15 protein-coding genes are annotated in these 21,449 nt (G+C 44.4%); 6 read left to right on the top strand and 9 right to left on the bottom strand.

What is annotated here, in order from left to right; all coding sequences use genetic code 11:
* Window positions 1-134 precede the first annotated feature (134 nt).
* Genes MHB37_RS01045 through MHB37_RS01035 form a run of 3 tightly spaced genes read right to left on the bottom strand, consistent with a single transcriptional unit; the run spans window position 135 to window position 4,806 of the window.
* On the bottom strand, window positions 135-2,720 hold the full coding sequence (locus tag MHB37_RS01045) for a metallophosphoesterase (protein ID WP_248549196.1): 2,586 nt from the start codon (window positions 2,718-2,720) through the stop codon (window positions 135-137).
* Window positions 2,721-2,723: 3 nt separating this feature from the next.
* A complete protein-coding gene (locus MHB37_RS01040) occupies window positions 2,724-3,989 on the bottom strand; it encodes a class I SAM-dependent methyltransferase (protein ID WP_248549197.1) in 1,266 nt (421 codons plus the stop codon).
* 25 nt (window positions 3,990-4,014) lie between these two features.
* Entirely contained in the window at window positions 4,015-4,806 is a 792-nt protein-coding gene (locus tag MHB37_RS01035) for a nucleotidyltransferase domain-containing protein (RefSeq protein WP_076126909.1), read from the bottom strand.
* 229 nt (window positions 4,807-5,035) lie between these two features.
* Here MHB37_RS01035 and MHB37_RS01030 point away from each other — a divergent pair, with 229 nt between their 5' ends.
* The 3 genes from MHB37_RS01030 to MHB37_RS01020 all read left to right on the top strand — a co-directional run bounded on the left by MHB37_RS01030 (window position 5,036) and on the right by MHB37_RS01020 (window position 7,555).
* Window positions 5,036-6,349: a helix-turn-helix transcriptional regulator gene (locus MHB37_RS01030; RefSeq protein ID WP_405168850.1), complete on the top strand. Its 1,314-nt coding sequence runs from the start codon at window positions 5,036-5,038 to the stop codon at window positions 6,347-6,349.
* Window positions 6,336-7,133, top strand: a complete 798-nt coding sequence (locus MHB37_RS01025) for a WYL domain-containing protein (protein ID WP_076303214.1) — start codon at window positions 6,336-6,338, stop codon at window positions 7,131-7,133. Before MHB37_RS01030 ends, MHB37_RS01025 begins: the two co-directional genes overlap by 14 nt.
* Before the next feature lie 200 nt (window positions 7,134-7,333).
* Entirely contained in the window at window positions 7,334-7,555 is a 222-nt protein-coding gene (locus MHB37_RS01020; RefSeq protein WP_076303215.1) for a helix-turn-helix transcriptional regulator, read from the top strand.
* Between the two features lie 143 nt (window positions 7,556-7,698).
* Here the strand turns inward: MHB37_RS01020 and MHB37_RS01015 are convergent, their stop codons facing one another.
* Window positions 7,699-9,834, bottom strand: a complete 2,136-nt coding sequence (locus MHB37_RS01015) for a pectate lyase (protein WP_405168849.1) — start codon at window positions 9,832-9,834, stop codon at window positions 7,699-7,701.
* Between the two features lie 343 nt (window positions 9,835-10,177).
* Between MHB37_RS01015 and MHB37_RS01010 the strand changes: the two genes are divergently transcribed.
* On the top strand, window positions 10,178-10,354 hold the full coding sequence (locus tag MHB37_RS01010; protein ID WP_169744731.1) for a hypothetical protein: 177 nt from the start codon (window positions 10,178-10,180) through the stop codon (window positions 10,352-10,354).
* Window positions 10,355-10,436: 82 nt separating this feature from the next.
* Here the strand turns inward: MHB37_RS01010 and MHB37_RS01005 are convergent, their stop codons facing one another.
* Window positions 10,437-10,634 carry a helix-turn-helix domain-containing protein gene (locus MHB37_RS01005; protein ID WP_076303217.1) on the bottom strand — a complete coding sequence of 66 codons (198 nt, stop codon included), beginning with the start codon at window positions 10,632-10,634 and terminating at the stop codon, window positions 10,437-10,439.
* 283 nt (window positions 10,635-10,917) lie between these two features.
* On the opposite strand from MHB37_RS01005, the gene MHB37_RS01000 reads away from it, so the two are divergent.
* Together MHB37_RS01000 and MHB37_RS00995 are read left to right on the top strand one after the other, a co-directional pair.
* Window positions 10,918-11,388 carry a DinB family protein gene (locus MHB37_RS01000; RefSeq protein WP_175620008.1) on the top strand — a complete coding sequence of 157 codons (471 nt, stop codon included), beginning with the start codon at window positions 10,918-10,920 and terminating at the stop codon, window positions 11,386-11,388.
* A gap of 51 nt (window positions 11,389-11,439) precedes the next feature.
* Window positions 11,440-11,886, top strand: coding sequence for a YdeI/OmpD-associated family protein (locus tag MHB37_RS00995; protein ID WP_076279925.1), 447 nt, complete (start codon window positions 11,440-11,442; stop codon window positions 11,884-11,886).
* A 204-nt stretch (window positions 11,887-12,090) separates the two neighbouring features.
* On the opposite strand, the gene MHB37_RS00990 is transcribed toward MHB37_RS00995, so the two are convergent.
* The 4 genes from MHB37_RS00990 to MHB37_RS00975 form a co-directional block, all read right to left on the bottom strand.
* Window positions 12,091-13,407 (bottom strand): NAD(P)/FAD-dependent oxidoreductase, encoded by a 1,317-nt coding sequence (locus tag MHB37_RS00990; protein WP_076279924.1) that lies wholly within the window; start codon window positions 13,405-13,407, stop codon window positions 12,091-12,093.
* Window positions 13,408-13,438: 31 nt separating this feature from the next.
* Window positions 13,439-14,746, bottom strand: a complete 1,308-nt coding sequence (locus MHB37_RS00985; protein WP_081386376.1) for an aminoacetone oxidase family FAD-binding enzyme — start codon at window positions 14,744-14,746, stop codon at window positions 13,439-13,441.
* A 284-nt stretch (window positions 14,747-15,030) separates the two neighbouring features.
* The gene (locus MHB37_RS00980; RefSeq protein ID WP_405168848.1) at window positions 15,031-15,213 is read right to left on the bottom strand and encodes a hypothetical protein; all 183 of its coding nucleotides are present in this window, start codon (window positions 15,211-15,213) and stop codon (window positions 15,031-15,033) included.
* 373 nt (window positions 15,214-15,586) lie between these two features.
* Window positions 15,587-20,950 carry an S-layer homology domain-containing protein gene (locus tag MHB37_RS00975; protein ID WP_405168847.1) on the bottom strand — a complete coding sequence of 1,788 codons (5,364 nt, stop codon included), beginning with the start codon at window positions 20,948-20,950 and terminating at the stop codon, window positions 15,587-15,589.
* Window positions 20,951-21,449: the final 499 nt, after the last annotated feature.

Here is a 21,449-nt window from a genome sequence, read left to right as displayed (position 1 = left end):
ACACTTGCCTTCCGGCTCTATGACCGCGATTGAGCTGGATACAATTGACGAAAAAAAGACTGCCGGGACCTTCCCGACAGCCTGAACTCATTCTCATAATTGGCAAACCAAGTTTCTTCGCCTGTAACAATCCTCTACAACCTCGGGTCGATCTCTTTCTCTTTCGTTACCTCGAATAACAGGTTTGCTGCAATTTGCTTGTAGTCCTCGTTGTCAGACGAGATCTCATCCAGCTTCACTTCTAGCATTTGTCTGCCCAGCCGGTGTTCGATTAAGGACGTCCGAAGCTTAGGAGCGATATTCTTCTGTTTCATCAGCTTGGCATACTTATGTGGAAACTTGTAGTCGTACCCGTAGATGATCGACAGGTAGCCCGGATTGCGGACCTTCATGTATGGGACTACCCCCTGCTGTTCTTGCTCCGGTTTGATTACAATTCCCTCCATATGTTTCTCTACCGTTATCTTTGCGAAATACTCCTCTGCTCTGATGTAGGCATCAGGCTCTTTCAAGTCCAAAACCAGAGATTCATCATCATTTAAGAACCTGTATAATTCGGAGGTTTTACCGTCAGGTACCCGTTCAGCACCATTCTCCAGTACTTCCTTCAGGATTGCAAAAGGTTTGTACGCTAATTCTGCATCACCCGCATACAACTCCAGTTGCTGCTTGTATACTCTGTAAGCTTCCTCACGCTGGTCAAGATCTACATACGATTCTCTTATGTCACGGACATGCTTAAAAGTCTGGTAAACATGAGGCCCATAGTTGTTGTTAAGCGCCTCTTTCGACATATGGTGCTGGTCTTGTTCAAACCCGCTTGCTTCAAAATCCTGTATCAGTTTACCCAGTGACTCCTCAAATCCATATTGTCTTAAGAAATCCAGCTCTGTCTCCAGCGCCTTGCTAATCGGCCGGAACTGACGCTCAATTAACCCATCCCCCAGCGCTTTCCAAGGCAGCAGCTCGCCATCCAGTAAAAGCACACGGATCCCCTGCTCAGCCATATAGGTTCCGAATCTATGCAGCAGTTGTTCGTAGATAGGCGTCAGATCGACCGCCTTAACCTTGTAGCCGTTCCGGCTAATTGCGTAACACTGCTCTATATCCCGGTAAAGGTACACACTACAGCGTGATCCCATATATTTAGGCTGCAGGACGACTTCAGATATACGACGCTCGGCAAAATAATCCAACCCTTTTCGCAGAGACTCAAGCTCACCGGCAGCCATATCCTTATCCGCAGGTGACATCGTCCCGGAGATGAAGTTGACCCGGTTCTGCGAGGAATACTGCAGTCTGCGCACAGACTCGTAATCAAGCTCTAACAAGGATACGGTTTGCTGTTCCCGGAACAGGATAGGTAGCTCTTCGTGCACCGTAGTCACATGCGATTTTTGACTTTTATAGAAAGGTTTAAACGACATGCGAACAGAAGTTAGTTCATTACCCTGCGCACTCCCTGTGTCGAGGTGGAGTTTGTTTTTGATCCGAAAAGTCTGCTTGGCTGCAATATGTCCGAAGAGATGAAAGGGGTGATTACTCACAGCCTCTTGCTTTAGGAAATCAAGCTGTTCCTCAAAGGAAACCTCACGATCCAGCCGAAAGTTACGCTGATGGCGTAGTGAATTCGTATCCAGCTTACCAATGTACTTATTACGGCAAGGAGCATGAGTAACATAAAAAGAAGGACCTTGCATACCTATATAGCGGTAAAAGGGCTGAGATTGCTCCACTAAAGCCGAAAATTTACTAAAAAGCGCGGTATCCTCCTTAAGCACTTGGGTGGAATCAAAGTACGTTCTTAGCAGTTCCGGATCGGTTCCTTGAATCTCACCCTTTACGTACTTGTATACAAAGTTCTCGTGATTGCCCATAACAAATAGGAAATGCTCGCGGTTATCAAATAAGAACTCAATCGTCTCCCGTGTCTTTTTGCCCTTATCAATCCAGTCACCAGCAAGAATGACTCGTGTGTTACTGAGCTTATCTGTTGCACTTAACTTACCTTCGTGCACCCTGTAGCCGTAATTACGTAATAGTCCCTGAAGCTCTTCGACGCACTCATGAACATCCCCAACCACAATATACTCTTGTGCTTGTAGAAGTACCGTAGATGCGTAAGTATCCCAATCCTGTATAATCACCCGGTAGTCCGGGTTAGGTATCCCTTCACCCTCGAGAATAAAATCTTTAGCACGCACTTTATGAATCTTGTTGTAACCTTCCCGTGACAGAACAGGCAGGACTTCTTTTCTCAGCCGGTTTAAATGATTGGAGATCAGCTTCTTCGAGCGCTCCGAGACGTAGTAATCCTCCCGTTTGCGGTAATCAAACAGAATAACCTCCAGATTATAATTATTTTGCCCGGCGATCTCACGGACTTTACTACGGTAATCTTCGGATAGCCCAATGGTATCCATCACCACAAACTCCGCATTAATCGGAAAAGAAGTGACTAACTTCAATCTCTCAAACAATAATTGAAAGGTATGCGAACTCGCCTCCAGCATAACCTGATCATACTTATCATAGTCGTAGCCCAATATCTCCTGGCGGATACTATCCGAGGATAAATACTGCACATTCGTACGTAAACCTTTGGAGGCATCCTCTAGTTTTAACTGCGGGATCAGAACTTCTTTAGCAAAAGTTGATTTCCCGCATTCCGTTGCTCCTACAAGCAGAAATATGGTATGTACACGCGTTTGAATTTCCACTGTCTACTCCTCCTTTCTTCGCACAATAGCGCATTGCGTCGTACGGATCTCGCCAACCCGGTCACCAACCATCAAATATTCAACCTCGACTGCTAAACCTTGAACCGTATCCAAAACCCACTGCACGAACGCTTCCTGTCCCATTTCCCACTTGTGATCTTCATGCCGGAATCCTTCCAGCTCATAGTAACGATTGAAATCAGCATTTGGTGTCGTCACAATAAGCTGTTGAAAATTCACATTACCGATTATTTGCTGAATAAGCTCTGCCGCTTCACCCTCACTCATGTGCTCTACAACTTCTGTTAGAATCACATCAACCTGCTCCCCATTGTACGACTCCAGAAAATGGTCCAGTGAGCCAAAGGTTGCAATGTTATCAATGTCCTTAGCTTTCGCTTTCCGATTCACAACCTCCAGCAACGCCTCGGCTATATCTACCGCATAATAGGTGCTCTCTATTTTTCCGGCAAACGGAATTGCATAGAAACCCTCTCCGCAGCCAATGTCCAGAATCGGCTTATTGAATGGAAGCACACTCGAAATAAAAGTACGCCGCTGCATCGCAGTACCGCCATACTCCAGCCCAATAGAATACTGGTCTGTTTGTTCGATGGAGGCTTTATATCGCTTGAACCGTTCCTTAGAGGTAAGGAAATTCCTTGCAAATAGACTTCTTATATAAAAAGGTGCCTCAATGACGTTAAGGCTGCGGATATATTTATCCAAAATAGCATCCGAAATATCTATGTACTCATCCCCAAATATGGATAAGAACAAGGACAGCACACCAACAACATGTAAGAGGTGATACAAGCTTTTATGTGTGGTAATCGTCAGGGAATAGCTCTTATGTGCCTGATGCTGCAAGGAGAAGGTATATCCCTTTAAATGCTTTTGGAAAAATTCAATATAGTGTATCCGCTCAACCTGAACCATATTGATGAAAAAAGAATGCTCATATCCTTCTTCATCCCGTTCATCCTGGGCTTTGAAGGGTGTAGAGAAAAACTCATTGACCGCATTAAGCGGAAATAGAGGTGTATTAAACCGGGAGACATTTAGATACTCAAAGCTCTCGCTTCCATTCTGCTTGTAGGATATATCGTTATCTGCGTCCTTAAAATATACGTTATAAGTTGCCTCATCAGAATACCATCCATACGCCACTCCCTGACGAACCGGACGAAGCTGCATACCTGTCACTGGATTTTTTTTAATTAAAAAAGTGAATTTTGGATTCGTAGATTTCAGTTGTACAATAGCCACTACCATCTTCCTCCTATCAATCTTTCTATAGGGCCCGTCCCCATACTTCCTGTAAAGCTTCTCGAAATAGAGCATCCAGCTGATGATCTCTGTTGTTCTCCTTAGCATTCAAGGACGCCGCCACCTTATCCAACACTTGGAACTGTTCTTCTAAATAATCGTTAATCGCGGTTAGCTGCGGCTCGTAGTCTAGTTCCTCACCGGATTTTTTTCGTGCCAGCAATTGCTGAATCACCTGCCACAGCTCTTCATCCTGCGGAATAAGCCGCTCTACCAGTACATCGAACTCCATCGGCGGCATCTCTCCATATCGGTGAGTCCATTCACAGGCTAGAACGGGACGAAGTACATAAAAGTACTTTTTGATCTTGACCTGTTCGCCTTGCAAATAATCACGGTAGTTCCCTCTTGCCATGTTTAAGTAATGGTACATACAAGACTTCGGTGAAAATGTGTACGGGGAAATGCTTCTAAGCTTCTCTGCTGTACTGTACTTTTCTGCATATTGAATGGGTGATTGCAGCCACTCCAGCAGCGGTGGATTAGACTTCCGAAATAAATTCAGTGCTTTCCGCAAATCCCAGCCATTGATATCAAGCATATTGTTAATAGGACGCTCGATCACATCCCGCTTATCAAAAATAGATAGATACCATTCCGGTTTATGCAGATAAATAAATCTCACATCATAATCACTGTCCTGCGATGGGAATCCCCACGCCCGGCTACCTGATTCGCAGGCATACAATATTGTAACTTGCTCCTCCTGTTCAATCTGTTCCAGCTGCTCACGGATAAGCTTGTTTATAGGATCCATCTTCATCCCTCCAGATCGGTTACTTCCCTATTCTCTACCCTTGTTACTATTCGAACGCCTCATCAGAATTGCTTCGGCTTCATGGATCTATCTTCGCTCATCTTCCCTGTAACGAACAGGGCGGAAGTATGGCGGCGGCCAAAAACACTTCCATTTTATTCAACTCTGGTGCTTAATATAATGAGTACTACTATTTTTAATGGATTCGCTACAGGCTGGAGGGATACAAATGGCCCGGGAAAGTTTTGACAAGGAGATTCAATTTCTTCGCATGCTCTCTTTAGCGGGGGGAGCTTACAGCAGACAACAATTCGCCGATCGTCTCGGCATTTCTGTACATACCTATGACAAAACGCTGCGCAACCTGAAGGGCATGGTAACCGTCTTACAACAGGACCTGCCTACAGAACAAGGAACAGAACTCTCTGAGTGGCTCCGCTATAACTACTATGAATCTGCCGACCCGCTGCTCCTGTTCTTGTTCCGGGCGAAGTCGCTTAAGGAAACGGAGAGCATCCGGCTTACTCTATTATTAACTGCGCTTCAGACTCAGGAGCTAACAGCTAAAGATCTACAGGATGTCTGCAGTGGGCAAATGCCAACCCATTATCCAATGCCCGATGAGAAGACCATCCGTGGAGATCTGAAATACCTTGAGGAAGTTGGCGTTATTCTTCGTGTAAACGAAGGCCGCCCTTATCGATACAAGGCTGCTAACGATCTGATTGATCAATTATCCGGCGATCAGCTCTTGGATCTTTACGACTATGTTGATGTCATCGCCAACACGCAAACTCCGTCTGTGCAAGGTTACCTGCTGCGCGACACCTTAAAAAAGGTTCTGCGGAAGCGGGGTTATAACCTCGAAGCTACGGAAACTCATAGATACAAATATAATTATCATTCACGTATTCTTGATGAGGCACACCTATATACGATATTTGCAGCGATTCAGCAACGAAAAAAAATTAAGTTTCTATATCTATCCCCTAAAAAGGGCAAAAACTACGCCTCTCAGAATACCAATCCTCTCTTTGAGCGGGAAACAAGGGGCGTCACAGAAACTGTTCTTCCGCTCCGCGTCATCTATGACCATCAATATGGGCGCTGGTATTTAATCGGACATAATTCACGTATGGGCATCATGAAATTCCGAATGGAGGGCCTTACTCAAATTGAGGAGGGCGACACTGTGGAAGAAGCAGAGTTTGCTCTGAAACTCAGCAATCTAGAAGAACAGATGACAAACAGCTGGGTTATAGATACCACCCGTGCGATTAAAGTGGTGGCAAGATTTTATAACCCCAATCGCTCGGGTGTTAATTTTATTCGGGAGCGGGTTGAAGCGCAGGGACAGTGGGGAGAAATTACGGAAGAGTCCGATTCTACATTCCTTTATGAGATCACAGTGAATGGTATTTATGAAATTAAGCCGTGGTTACGAAGCTTTGGTTCGAGCTGCGAGGTATTAGAACCCCCTTGGCTGCGTAAGCAGTTTATCGCGGAGTGGAAGGAGATTCACAGCTATTATGAATCCATTTGAGAAAATATTTAACTTCCAAATCATTTCACGCCTCGACGAAGTGGGTTCATTAGCGCTGACCTCCCAGGAACGTTCCTGGCTGAAAACCATGTTAATGCACCCGGCCTCAGAAGCAGCTTTTACACTGGATACCTTAAGTAAATTGAACGCCATATTGGAGGCAGAAGCGTCCACAGAAGTGCAGGGAATTATTATGGAGAAAGCTAAAAGCAAAGAGCGGCAGGTCTATCATCCAATGCTTCGTACACTCCGCCGTATAATCATGCAGAATCAAGCGATCCTTATTACTTTCCATATTAAGCATGGAGGCCAACGAACTGACCAAACCGGGTTCCCTCATAAGCTGGAATACAACATGTATAAGCGGGAGTGGTATCTGCAATGGTACAGCACCCGGCAACGTTCTCTTATGTCCACTAAACTAAAAAACATTATTTCTGTTGAAGTAGCTCCCTTCCCTGCCAAACGGATTAATGATTTAAAAGCAAGGATAATACGATTATTAGAGGATCAGAAGGAATGTGCATGTATTCAAGTCATCCCCACCTTTAATGCTGAGCTATCACGAATTCTGTACGCCTTTTCCTGTTTTGATAAATCCGTGTCCTTTGATGAAAATTCGGGTATCTATCGAATCAAAGTCATCTACATGAGAGACGATAGCGAATTCCTATTGTCCAAAATCCGTTTTCTTGGCCTCCGCGTAAAAATCGTCGAGGGTGAGCATCTTAAGCGGCGCATGCTGAAATCCGCAGCTATGGCGATTGACCGGTATGGGGAATAACCGAGAATTAGTATAAGCTGGTCAACTATCCTGAAGTGCTGAAACGTGCTTATATAGTAAAGTAAAAGACACGGTTAAGATGTCTTTTACTTTACTTACAGCAGCTTTCTTAAAAACTGAGAGGTTTATTCTCATGAAAAGAAAATCCGTCTTATGCATATAGTCAAGATGAAAACTCAGAGTTAGTGAGGGGATTAGAAGTGGGAAAGAGAGTTATAGTGAAAATTTCAGAATTGACCAAAAAACGTAAGATTTCCCTACGAGAATTGTCCAGAATATCCGATGTCCGACATGCCGCATTAAGTGAGTTAGCTAATGGAAAAAGGGAGAATATTAACTTTAGTCATATAGGCAAAATTGCAGAAGCTTTAAATATTGAGGATATTCGTGAGATTATTGATTTGGTTGATGATAAAGATTAATCAAATCAACACAAAATTAATAGTTTTTGAATCGACAATAACTCAAGTAATAAGATCATAAGAAAAAGCAAAGAAAAGCGCCCCCTACAGGTCGCTTTTCTGCTTTTCTGATACTCCATATTAAAGTAGAGGCAGCCATTCCCCTATTCCAGCTTCATATAGTATAGATTCGCCGTACTATCTTTTGTAATGGTATGTGCACCTGCGGCTAGAGAGACAGTGGCAATGCCATTGGTTATAGGATAACTTGTTCCATCCACTTTGATTTTCGTTCCCTCTGTGTTGAACACTAGGGTTAGCGTTGAAGCTTTAGCAGCAGTGAATTGAATGCTGGTAACACTCTCGATTTTTAGACATTGGGTTAGGGTTAAACCCTGATAGGCCACAGTTCCCTTACTTGTTGAGAGATTGCCTTGAATATTGAAGAAGCTGCTTGTTGTTCCATCCGTAGTAAAGTTGTGAACGGTTGCTCCCGCTGTCGGCACTGGCGTTGTCGTCGGTGCTGGAGTCGCTGTTGGAGCTGGGGTCGCTGTTGGCACAGGAGTTACTGTTGGCGTAGGTGTTACTGATGGAGTCGGAGTCGGGTTCGTTGGGTTTGAATTCCCCCCTACAGAGACAAGTCCCGTTGTGTAGCTTCTGATTGCAGACATCAGCGCTGTATTCAACGCATACGAAACGTCATCCACTGAATCATTAAATTCCCATGTGAAGTCTCCGCCATTCAGACGTCCGGCTTTTGCCATAACAATCTGTTCAACATTGCTTACGTTATCAATATTAGATACGTTCACTCCTGTATTTACGCTCGTGTCGAAGTTGTTATAGGCTGTTCCGCCTTTTAATGCTTTGTATGAGCTTGGGACGGTTTCATTTCTTGACGAAGCTAAGTAAGCATCAAATGAGGTAACATTAGCAGGAGCTGTCCCTGTGTTTGAATTCGCATAGATGAGACTTGAAGCCTCTACAATAAGATTGTTATAGGCTTTAATCACACCTCCATTTTCGCCTGAGAATGTGCCCTCCCCTAAAGCATCTGTACCTTGTAAGGAGATCATCATTGGAAACTTAGCATGTCTAAAATAATTAGATTCTACAAAAGCTGAAGCACCTGTAGTAACACCCACACCGTATTTGGAGATACCATCGAAAAAGTTGTTATAGATATGGACGGATGCCACTCTAATCCGCGGATGACGGGAGTCCGAATGGTCAAACCAGTTGTGGTGGAAGGTAACAAAAAATTCAGCCGGCTCACTCAAACCAACTAGCGAAGATTTTCCGGAATCCCAGTAATGGTTGTAAGAGATTGTAATATAGTTGGATCCATTTTTAAGGTCTGTGGAACCGTCGCCCTTGGCTTGGTCTGCATCGCCTCCAGCAGCTCCATAAAAAATATCATTATTATGCACCCAGACATTCATATTGCCAGAATCCATTGAAATGCCATCGTCGGGGAATAACATTACACCCAGGTTTCTTACTTCCACATTACCTACATATCTTAGAAGCATTCCCCAACCGTATGCGTAAGCATCATTTCCGATACCTTCAATAGTAATATTCATTTCCGAATAATTGTTTTTACCTTTGACTTCAAGATACCCACTGCTGTTAAGCTGTCCACTCAGATCAGCAGCTGTAACTTTTCCGATAATTCGAATCGCAAGTGGAGTTGTATCATAGCCTTTTTGTCTCAGTGCCAGAATACCGCCCAGGCCAACCCTTGTTTGTACAGCGCCGGAGCTGTTGATTTTCACACCAAGGGTTACGGTTTGCGCAGTCTGAGATGTTATATACAGCACTTGAGCACCATTCTTGAGGGTTCCATTCTCATTATAAGCCCCTGATCCCGTACCATATTGCGAGCTAGTCGAAAAAGCAAACCCAGAACGGTCATATGACGTTACGGATAGCGGATTTGAAACCGCACTTACCGTCCCACCCCCTGACAACGTAGCTTCAACTTTCATCACATAATTTCCGGCTGCAAGCCCTACAGCATCCGCTCTCCAGTAGGAAGGATATTTGCGGATTAACTCATTATTAATTTGTTGATACCCAGAATCCGCTGCACTTGCCAATTTAACATAAACGTTATACCCTGTCGCATTGCTTACAGGTGACCATTCCACATATGCCGTTTCATTCCAGCCTCCACTGCCTGTTACCGCAAGACCAGCAGCATGCACCACCGTATTTGTCCATCCACCTACTATTAAAGAAAGAGCAAGAGAAAACAACACAACAATACTGGTTACCTTTGCAACTCTTTTTTTCATTTTATTTCCTCCCGATTTTAATTTGTTGCAGATATCATTGTAACCGCTTGCAAAAAATGAAGTTTCTCTTTTCACCTCCTAAATATTTAGAAAGAGATCCTGCATCTAGCCCCTGTCCCCCTTCGAAAATAATACAAATTCTGGAACCAGAACACGTTCAACATATCAAAACTAAAAAAGGTTCCGAAACAATCATTTACTCATATCTCCCCTATCTAACCGTGTTCTGAGCTAATGATTATAGGACAGCGAATGGATTGTGATCATACAACACGAATAGCCACACAGTAGCCAGCACATAATAAAATTCACAACCATTAGGTAATCAAGGAGGAATTTTCAATTGAGCGCAAATAAACCAGACAAGAATCTGATCAACACCGTAAAAGATTTGGAAGCCACGCCCGTAAACAGCCTGGAAGCCCAACAGCAACAACAAGCCCGTAATGATCGCCGCAAGCAATCTCAGCATGACAGCGACGGAAAATTCACGGAAAATGAAACCGGGAACTTTCATTAAAGTCGGGGATAATGTTGGCATCTTCTTTTCAAGCTGCAATAACGTAAAAAGACACCCTTCAAGGTGTCTTTTCTTTTACTACCTATGGAGCCGTATCATAATGTATTTTCCTCTGATCAATACGTATCAACTGCTCATCCTGTAATCCAAGCAATGATTTTGTCACGGTCTCACGCGCCGTTCCTGTCATATCCGCCAGGTGTTGATGCGTTAATTTCAAATCGATTAGAACACCTTTATCAGAGGGCACTCCGTGCTGTTCTGTTAGACGCAACAACACGTGAGCAACTCCAGATAGAACCAGATAGTGCTCCTCTCCCTCTTCACCCTCAAAAAAGATGGACTCTCCTTTTATATAAGTACGCTCGCCACATACCTTAGCAATTTCAGCTAATTATTCATCATCAAGATGTTCAAAGAACGGAAAATCCCGTAACAGTTGGGTTTGTGATTGAGTATGTTTCACAAATTTTCCAAATGAACCATCACAAAATGGAAGGTTTTGGTTGTTTAGGACAAGAATAAAGTTAAGATTCTAAATTTCGAGAAGTGAGTTGATGAACATGAGTGATAAGATGGTGGCTGTTTTAAGAAGACAGTTTGATCCAACCGTAGAAATGTTGAAGAATCTTATCGAAGTATGTCCTGATCATTTTTGGAAGAATGCCAAGCATAAATACTGGAAGCATATATTCCACGCTACAACCAGCATGAAATTTTGGTTTAGGCAGCAGAAGGATGAAGAATTCACGATACCTGACTTCGGTAAAGATATAACAGAAGACTTAGATAAGGAGTGCTCTGACTACCCTACTAAGGAAGAAATGACGGAGTACGTAGAGGAGATATTGAGTGTGGCTCGTAATTTTTTTGCTGAACTTACTGACGGCAGATTATTGGAACCATGTGTACTATACGAAGAAATAACTAAAACTGATGTTATCCTCATGCAGATAAGGCATGTTCAACATCATATAGGTTATTGCAACAGCATATTGAATTCGAATCACCTACAAACAGCAAAGTGGCTATGATAAAATTAGTGACCGAAATCAGCTTCTTTACCACGAGGAGTGTTATTTAGTATGGTTTATGAATTTGATAGTGAGATAAGGCTGCTGGAAGGTAAAATGAAATGGAAAGTAGTCTATTTCCCCTATTCAGTAAGGGAGATATTCAATACTAATGGTAAAGTACCTATTCAAATCTCTGTTGACGGGCACGAATTTGACCATACTTTATTGCCGTCAAAGAATGGGCATTATTTTGTTTATAACGAATTTATTCGAAGAGCAGTACAAAAAGAGCTCGGTGATACATTACATATAATACTTAAGAAATGTGAGGAAAATCGTAAACTGATTGTGCCTGATTACATTACTACAAACCTTGAAGAGTACCACATGCTGAATACATTTCTAAACCAGCCTGATTACATTAAACGAGAGCAGATTAATTATATTGAGCTTGCTAAAAAGGAAGATACAAAAAATAGACGAATACTAACTCTAATTGATAAACTTAAGGATTAATAAAGAGACGACAATAAAGTTGAGGTAAAATAAAGACATCAGAGTTAAGCAACGAATAAAATGAGCACAAAACTTTAAAAAATCACAAAAAAAGCGATGAGAAACAATCCTCATCGCTTTCACATTACTAAAACCAGACTTGTTACAGCAAACCTCTGCCATAGTAATAGATGATCGTTTAAGAGTCAGCAACCCTCTGCCCCCTTACGTGGTGCTGGCACGTCGATTAGCAAGCGCCATAGCAGCGGCGTAGCCGGAGCTCCAAGCCCATTGCAGGTTATAGCCGCCGCAATCTCCATCCACATCCATCACTTCACCTGCCAAATACAGCCCAGGGACTAACTTAGATTCTAACGTTCCTTCGGTTAGCTCCGTCGTATCGATGCCACCGGCTGTTGTTTGTGCATTCGTGAAGCTATTGGTATCGGTCACTTTAAATTCCCAATGCTTTAAGATTCGATAAAATATTTTCTTGGTTTTCCATGATAAATCCATACAAAGCAAGTGCGGCTGTTGATCAATTCCAGCCTCCTTCAGCAGAACTGGAATCAGTTTCTTGCTGACGATGCCCACAAAAGAATCGGCAACCGTCCGGTGTCCGAAGATCCCCCAGTGGATCTCCAGAAAATCAATTAACTCTTCCTCCGTCCGCTCCGGCATTAAATCAACCGACAATGTCACCGATTCTCCTATTCCGAGATTATACGCAGCCTTTCTGCTGAGCTGAAGTATGGGCGGGCCCGAGATACCATAGTCCGTAAAAAGAATCTCACCAGACTCAGTGCGGATGACTTCATTGTTTACGATAACATGGGCCTCTCCCTCAAATTTGATGCCCGATAGTTCCTTCAAATACGGATAATCCAGCTTCAATTGTACAATGCCTGGCACCGGGTTGATCAGGGTGTGCCCCAGACGTTGGACAAGCGTATAACCGGAGCCGTCCGTTCCCGTTTTGGGAGCGGTAAGGCCGCCTGCACATAGAAAAAGATAGTCGCTGGTATACACAACCTGTTCCTCTGTCTCCGTCTGGCAGGTTATCGCGAACCGCGGATGTCCCGCCGAAACGGTAACATCCAACACTTTATGTTTATAATATACGGGAACATTCCGATCCTCCAGCGCCAGCTTAAATACACCCGGCACCGAAGCCGCCTGCAGCGACATCGGATACATCCGGCCATTCTCCAAGCTTACAAAAGGAAGCCCGAGTGAGGAGAAAAATTCGATCGTTTGGCGGACACCGAATTGCCGCAATACATGTATTGGGAATCCTTCCTGATTACTGTGATACTTGCGTGATAAAGCGGCCGCTTCATCCGTACCGGTGGCGGTGGATTGGTTCGTAATGTTGCAACGCCCGTTACCCGTCGTTATTATTTTCTTCCCAAGCCGGTCATTGCTTTCAATAATTGCTGTATCAATACCTTGATCCCTCGCTGTAACTGCAGCCATTAGACCTGCAGCACCCCCACCGATAATGAACAGCTCGTGGTGCTTAGAAGTCTGATCCTTATACATGTTAATTGATGCATCCCTTTTCCTGATAAATTTATTGAATTGACTTAGCTAGCGCCATGGCGGCCACATATCCGGAACTCCAGGCCCATTGCAGGTTATAGCCGCCGAAATCTCCGTCGACATCCATCACTTCGCCAGCCAAATACAGCCCAGGCACCAGCTTGGATTCCAGCGTTCCTTCGATGAGTTCCGACGTATCAATGCCGCCGGCTGTCACTTGCGCATTCGTAAAGCCATTGGTATCCGTCACTTTAAATTCCCAACGCTTCAAGATTCGATAAAATTTCCCCTTGGTTTTCATCGATAGATCCTGGCAAAGCAGCTGTGGTTGCTGATCTAAGCCGGTCTCCTTGAGTAGGACCGTAACAAGCTTCTTGTTAAAGATGCCAACGAGAGAATCCGCAACCGTCCGGTGTCCAAAGGTCTCCCAGAGCCTTTCTAAAAACTCAACTAACTCTTCCTCCGTGCGGCCCGGCATCAGATCAACCGACAATGTTACCTGTTCTCCTCTTGCAAGATGATACGCAGCCTTCCTGCTTAGCTGAAGAATGGGCGGGCCGGTAATACCGTAATCCGTGAAGGCAATTTCACCCTGTTCACTGCAGATGACTTTACCGTTCACAATGATATGGGCTTGTCCCTGAGATTTGATAGTGGACAGTGCCCTCATATTCGGATATTGCAGCTTCAATTGCACAATGGCCGGCAAAGGCTCAATCAGGGTGTGCCCCAGACGTTCGGCAAGTGTATACCCAGGAGGTTCTTTTCCCGCATTTGGACCGGCAAGGCCACCCGCAGATAGAAGTAGATAGTCGCTAGTATAAACAACCTCCTCCTCTGTCTCCGTTTGGCATTTTATCTTGAAGCGCGGATGATTCTTCGAAACAGTAACATCCAACACTTTGTTATTGAGGTATACCGGAACATTCCGATCCTCCAGCGCAAGCTGGAAAATATCCAGCACCGCTGCTGCCTGCAGCGACATTGGATACATCAAGCCCTCCTTCAATCTTGTAAGTGGAAGCCCGAGAAAGGAGAAAAAATCTATAGTCTGACGGATGCCAAATTGCTGCAATACCGCAAGTGGAAATCCGGCCTGATTACTGTGATACTTGTGCGATAAAGCAATTGCTTCATCCGTACCCGTCGCAGTGGATTCATTCGTAATGTTACAGCGGCCATCACCTGTCATTAATATCTTCTTTCCAATCCGGTCGTTACCCTCCAGAATGGCAGTATCGATACCCATATCACGCGCAGTAACGGCGGCCATTAGTCCGGCAGCACCTGCGCCGATAATAAACAGCTTGTGGTGCATAGAAGTCTGATTCTCATACATGGTTGGTCAATGCATCCTTTATCCAATTTTTCTAAAACACAGAGTCACTTTATTAAATTATAGCATAAGTATACTGGTTTTCATTTATATCTCCCTATTAACTCTTCCTATCCTAGGTTTGCCTTTTTTATCCCTATATAGAACCTTAAATTTTTCTTCACACCTTCTTCACTGCAATCTTTAATTCCACATACGAAAGATACTGGATCTAGCAAGATACTCATTTTTTTGAACCGCCACGCATAGTCCAGATCATATTCTGAAAATATGAAAAAAGACACCCTTCATGGTGTCTTCAATAGTACTACATATGGAGCCGAGCCATGGCTGTACAAATCCACAATTCGCCGCCGTGTGATGATTCGGATGTTCGGCGAGGTAGCATAGTTTAAGATCATTCCTTGGTCAGCGTATCGATGCGCGTGTGGCATTGCCCAGCGGATCAAATACGCCATTCTTCTTCCCATTGATACTACTAGCTTCTGCTTCATCTTTAATTAGATTCACTGCATAAGAGCTTGCGGTAGACATATCCGTAACTTTGCCTTTGGAAGCATCTTTATTACACTGATTTAGCCATTCAAGGAAAACAAACTCTCCTATAAAGAAAGGCGATCCTTGAGTAGCATAAAAAAGAGTTGCAACGACAACAAGACCTAGACGAAGCGTTCGAAGCGGTTAATTACAAACTTCGCAAGTACGATCAAATCTAGAAGGGGCAAATAACGGCTGAGCAGGAGTTTGTAATGGGTGATCACGAGGTAATGCATGACGAGTTCCTCTAAATATACACAAAAAAGAACCTTCAACCACTTAGCTTGTGGTTGAAGGTTCTTGCTGTTACGAACTCAGTTTGGCCGCTTCGAGCAAGCGTTGTAAAATGACGGTAGCTTCGGCACGTGTAATGACATTGTTCGGCGTAAGCTGTCCTTGATTGCCTATGATAATTCCGTATTTAACGTTAAGTGCAGCTGCCGCTCTTGCAGACAAGTCGAGCAAATGATGGTCTTTGAATGTGCTAAGCTGTTGAGCGGCTTCGCTATCGGAAATCGCTGTATCCATCCCAGCAAGCTTCATGGCTTTCCCCAGCAACACCATTGCTTCTTCTCGGCTTAGCTTCTCGTTGGGAGTGTACTGGCTGTTGTTACTTGCCGTAACTAACCCGTAGCCTTCCGCAATGGAGACCGTTTCGTAATACCATTGCCCGCTGTTGACGTCAGTAAAGCTAGTAGGCTGATCAACCGTGTGTAATCCGAGAGCCCGGACCAACATCGCCGTGAACTCAGCTCGGGTAATTTGCTTGTTCGGTTGAAAGCTCGATTCAGTGACACCTTGGACGATCAGCTTGGACGCTACTTGTTCGATATCATACTTCGCCCAATGATTCTGAATATCCGCAAAGGTTTTGTCATTCTCTATAACGGCATAGACGCTATTTGTCAGGCTATAAATGACAGCAAAGGTCTTGCCGTTCTCCCTCATCATTCGGGTAGGTACCGGCACGATGTTTCCATCCTTCGTCATCGTAATCCCCGTTATATTTTTATTGTGATCATCTGCTGAATTGGGAATGACAATCGTCCGCTCGACATAGCTAAGAAACTTGTTGAGCTCAATCGTCTTACCGCCATGTGCTGCTGTGATGTTGAAATCAATCGGCGGCGACAAGAGTCTTGCCTTCCCTATACTATTAGCAAGTTGCACGATATCGCTTTCTGGTACATTGGTAATCTCGACTTGAATCACCATGTTTCGCAGTGCATCCTCCGAACCGAAACGCTTCGTGACAAGACTCCAATCGATCCGGTTGGCAGCTAGAAGATAGGAACCAAGCTCCGTTTGAATTAGAATAACTGCGTTTCGGTCATTCAGTGTTGTGATAAGCTGACCGTTTAAGAGCAGAAGAACACGATCTGAATCATTATGGACCGGTATGTTAATGACTGGCTTATCGGGTAAGGAATCGAGGTAACGCGATAATTTCTTCTCGTCGATGGTTACCGTTGTCACTTTCTTTCCGTTCATAACAGCAGTTGTTTCTTTGGCTAAATCCTTCTGTTTAACTCCATTGATCTCGATCTCTAGCCCTAAGCTTGGAATTGGGCTTGTACTTGAGCTTGTACTTGAGCTTGTACTTGGGTCTGAGCTTGAACCTGAACCGGATTCAGGAGTCGAGATGTTCAGCGTAAACGTGGCAATCGTCTGATTTCCTGCTTCATCGATGACGACTAGCGTGTAGTTGCCAGAAGATATAACTCTCGTTCCGGTTGTGAAGGGTTGACCGTTTAATGTAGCGGTACCTTCATTAAATCCAATCGTCAACGGACTGGTGTAGTTGCTTATTCCTACAGTTAGACCGGTTATAATCGGGTTTGTTCGATCAATTGTGAAAGAAATCATTGTGACGTTACCCGCCTCATCCGTCACCACAAGCGTATAGTCACCTTCGGCAAAAACCGTTGCGCCACTTGCGAATGGATCTCCGTTCAAGGTCGCCGTACCTTCATTGAACGTAATCGATTGATTCGTGTTATAGATAGAGCCGTCGGTCACACCGCTAATGATCGGGACCGTTTTATCGATCGTGAATGCAATGGTTGTAACGTTGCCCATCGCGTCCGTTACGATGAGTGTGTAGTCGCCCTCGGCACTGACTTCAGATCCGCTAGCAAAGGGATCTCCGTTCAATGTTGCGATTCCCGTGTTAAACGTGATCATTCTGTCGGTATTATAACTCGATCCGTAAACAACCCCAGTAACGGTTGGGCCGGTTTTGTGGATCGTAAAGCTGACTGTCGTAACGTTGCCCACCGCATCGGTCACAATGAGTGTATAGTCGCCTTCGGCGGAAACGATCTCGCCACTTGCGAATGGATCTCCGTTCAACGTTGCCGTACCTTCGTTAAAAGTGATCGTTCTGTCGGTGTTGTAGCTCACCCCGTAAACAACGCCGGTGACGGTTGGAGCGGTTCTGTCAATGGTGAAGTTGGCCGTCGTAACGTTACCCGCCTCATCCGTCACCACAAGCGTATAGTCACCTTCGGCGAAAATGGTTGCGCCACTTGCGAATGGATCTCCGTTCAAGGTCGCCGTACCTTCATTGAACGTAATCGATTGATTCGTGTTATAGATAGAGCCGTCGGTCACACCGCTAATGATCGGGACCGTTTTATCGATCGTGAATGCAATGGTTGTAACGTTGCCCATCGCGTCCGTTACGATGAGTGTGTAGTCGCCCTCGGCACTGACTTCAGATCCGCTAGCAAAGGGATCTCCGTTCAATGTTGCGATTCCCGTGTTAAACGTGATCATTCTGTCGGTATTATAACTCGATCCGTAAACAACCCCATTAACGGTTGGGCCGGTTTTGTGGATCGTAAAGCTGACTGTCGTAACGTTGCCCACCGCATCGGTCACAATGAGTGTATAGTTGCCTTCAGCGGAAACGGTCTCGCCACTTGCGAATGGATCTCCGTTCAACGTTGCCGTACCTTCGTTAAAAGTGATCGTTCTGTCGGTGTTGTAGCTCACCCCGTAAACAACGCCGGTGACGGTTGGAGCGGTTCTGTCAATGATGAAGTTGGCCGTCGTAACGTTACCCGCCTCATCCGTCACCACAAGCGTATAGTCACCTTCGGCGAAAATGGTTGCACCACTTGCAAATGGATCTCCGTTCAAGGTCGCCGTACCTTCATTGAACGTAATCGATTGATTCGTGTTATAAATAGAGCCGTCGGTCACACCGCTAATGATCGGGACTGTTTTATCGATCGTGAATGCAATGGTTGTGACGTTGCCCATCGCGTCCGTTACGATGAGTGTGTAGTCGCCCTCGGCACTGACTTCAGATCCGCTAGCAAAGGAATCGCCGTTCAACGTTGCGATTCCCGTGTTAAACGTGATCATTCTGTCGGTATTATAACTCGATCCGTAAACAACCCCAGTAACGGTTGGGCCGGTTTTGTGGATCGTAAAGCTGACTGTCGTAACGTTGCCCACCGCATCGGTCACAATGAGTGTATAGTCGCCTTCAGCGGAAACGGTCTCGCCACTTGCGAATGGATCTCCGTTCAACGTTGCCGTACCTTCGTTAAAAGTGATCGTTCTGTCGGTGTTGTAGCTCACCCCGTAAACAACGCCGGTGACGGTTGGAGCGGTTCTGTCAATGATGAATTTCACCATCGTGACGTTGCCTGCTGCATCGGTTACAACCAGCGTATACACACCATCCTGATCAATCTTTGTACCGCTTGTATAAGCAGTTCCATTCAATTGCGCTGTCCCTTCATTAAAACTAGGAACTACCGATATATAAATTCCGCCCTCCATTACTCCCGTAACAATTGGCGCCACATTTTCGATCTCAAAGTTAACCGTTGTTACATTACCTACTGTATCGGTTACAACCAGCGTATACACACCATCCTGATCAATCCTTGTACCGCTCATATAAGCAGTTCCATTCAGCTGCGCTGTTCCTTCATTAAAACTGGGAGTTACCGACTTATAAACCCCGCCCTCGCTTACCCCTTTAATTTTAGGTGCTGTTGTGTCTATCTCAAAGTTAATCGTTGTTACATTGCCTGCTGTATCCGTTACAATCAGGGTATACACACCATCTTGTGAAACCTGTGCACCACTAACAAAAGCAGCTCCGTTTAAAGTCGCGGTTCCTTTGTTAAAGGTAATCGTTTTGATTGTGTTGTATATTACACCATTCGCTATTCCCGTTACGGTAGGTGCTATCGTATCAACCTTGAAAACCACCGTCGCACTATTGCCTGCTTGATCGGTGACGATCAGTGTATACGTTCCATCCTGGGTGATGTCTGTACCACTGGTATAGGGACTCCCATTAAGCAATCCGCTGCCTTCATAAAATAGAGGATTAACTTTGCTATTATATACTATGTTATTCACTACATTTGTAATAACAGGAGCTATTGTATCTACTGTAATTGTACTACTAATAGTTGAGTTGCTCGAATTACCAACTCTATCTTTATATTGTACATATACGTTTTTGACTCCCTGTCCAGCCGGAAGGACCCATGACCTCCCGTTCAGATCAGCGATACTGAACCAGCTGGTCTGCCAAGTCCCATTAACATTGGAGAGACGCACCTGCTCAACTCCTGAGCCGCTTCCATCCGTATAGGTTCCTTTTAAAGTGACCATCTCTGATTTCGTCCATGCAGCACCATCATTAATAATCAGTGCACCTGTTGGTGCTGTCTGATCCAATAGAATGATCTGAGAAGAACTGGCAGATATCGCATTGTTGGAATCTCTCACCTGCATATAGATGTTCTTCGCCCCATCCCCTCCACTTAGACTGAATGTTGCTGTATTGCTGAAAGGCAACCAAGATGCCGCCGATAAATTAGCAACGCTATTCGCAAATCTCATATGGGTAACACTATCACCTGCATCAGGATCTGAACCTGTTACGGATAGATTGACTGTGCTGGCGCTTGTCGCTGTTCCCTCCGCAATTTTGAAAGAGCCCGTAGGCGGGGTATTCGTCGGTCCGGTCTCATAAGTAACGACTAGCTTCGGGCGAAATGCAGCATTCGAAGCTTCTAAGGAATACAATAAAAATCTCCCGCTGTCTGCATCTGCTTCATTGCCGTTAAGTGTAAAAGTTACTGTGCGATCAGAACCACCCGTAAAGGCATCGACAGCACTCTTAACATTGAAAGTAATCGATTGATCCTGAAGATAAGTGCCCATCGGCACTTCCGCAGTGCTTTTCGCCGTAAATTTATCTGAAAAAGGGCTATTCACATCTACGAAGGGGAAGGTACCATTAAAATTATGGTCCAAACTATTCGCAGCAGAGCCCCTTGCCTCCATGTACAGCGTGTGATTCGGGACTCTTAATACAGTAGCAACCGTCACAACCAGCTCTGCTGATACAATGGTCCCTTCTGGAGCACCTAAATTGAAAGATGCGGCCATTCTATTGCGCACATTGACGAAGCCGTCATTATTGCTCATGCCGACATATAGATAACCATCTCCGTCATTATCATAGATTCCGTTATATTCCGCTTGACCATTTAATTGCATCGTATCAGCAGTTGCTGTATAGGTCTTTGTAACTGTGCCTCCTGCTGCTTCAGCACTCGGTACCAACCCGGGTGTGATTGTCGTGAATAGAATAGCAATCGTCATGAATAGAGTTAGAATTCTTTCTCTCAATGTTTCTCCCCATTTCATATAAATATCAATATAATACTTTATGTAATATAATTACATTATAAATAAATAATACAAAATAAAAATTTATAGACAATAGCCTTACGAAGCCTATCTTGTCTATGTAATCTATCCATTATATATTTCCAGCATTTGAGAGAATAGTTACTGCTGTCATCACTATTGTCACATGACAAATTTGTAAATTTAACCAGTTATTATTCATCCTATTTAGGTATACTTTAGAGAACGAAAAAATTGGCCTCATGTGTGTTCAATCAGTTGAGAACAGTTACGTATCCCTTCTCGTTCAGCTACCTCCTTATAGCTCGATGAACCCTCTTAATACGCTCTGACCGCCTTTAATTTGAATTCCTCTGTATACTTCTGAAATGTTTGACCTTTTTTAGCCATAAAAAATATCCCCTCCAAGTGGCACTCAAGCCTACATGATAACATGAAGGTTTTTTTGAGTGTCTACTTGAAGGGGATAATATCAATC

The organism is Paenibacillus sp. FSL H3-0286, assembly GCF_045040705.1.
GTDB classification, from domain to species: domain Bacteria; phylum Bacillota; class Bacilli; order Paenibacillales; family Paenibacillaceae; genus Paenibacillus_AQ; species Paenibacillus_AQ odorifer.
The sequence above is the reverse complement of the archived record's forward strand: the minus strand, read 5'-3'. Positions and strand labels throughout refer to the sequence as shown.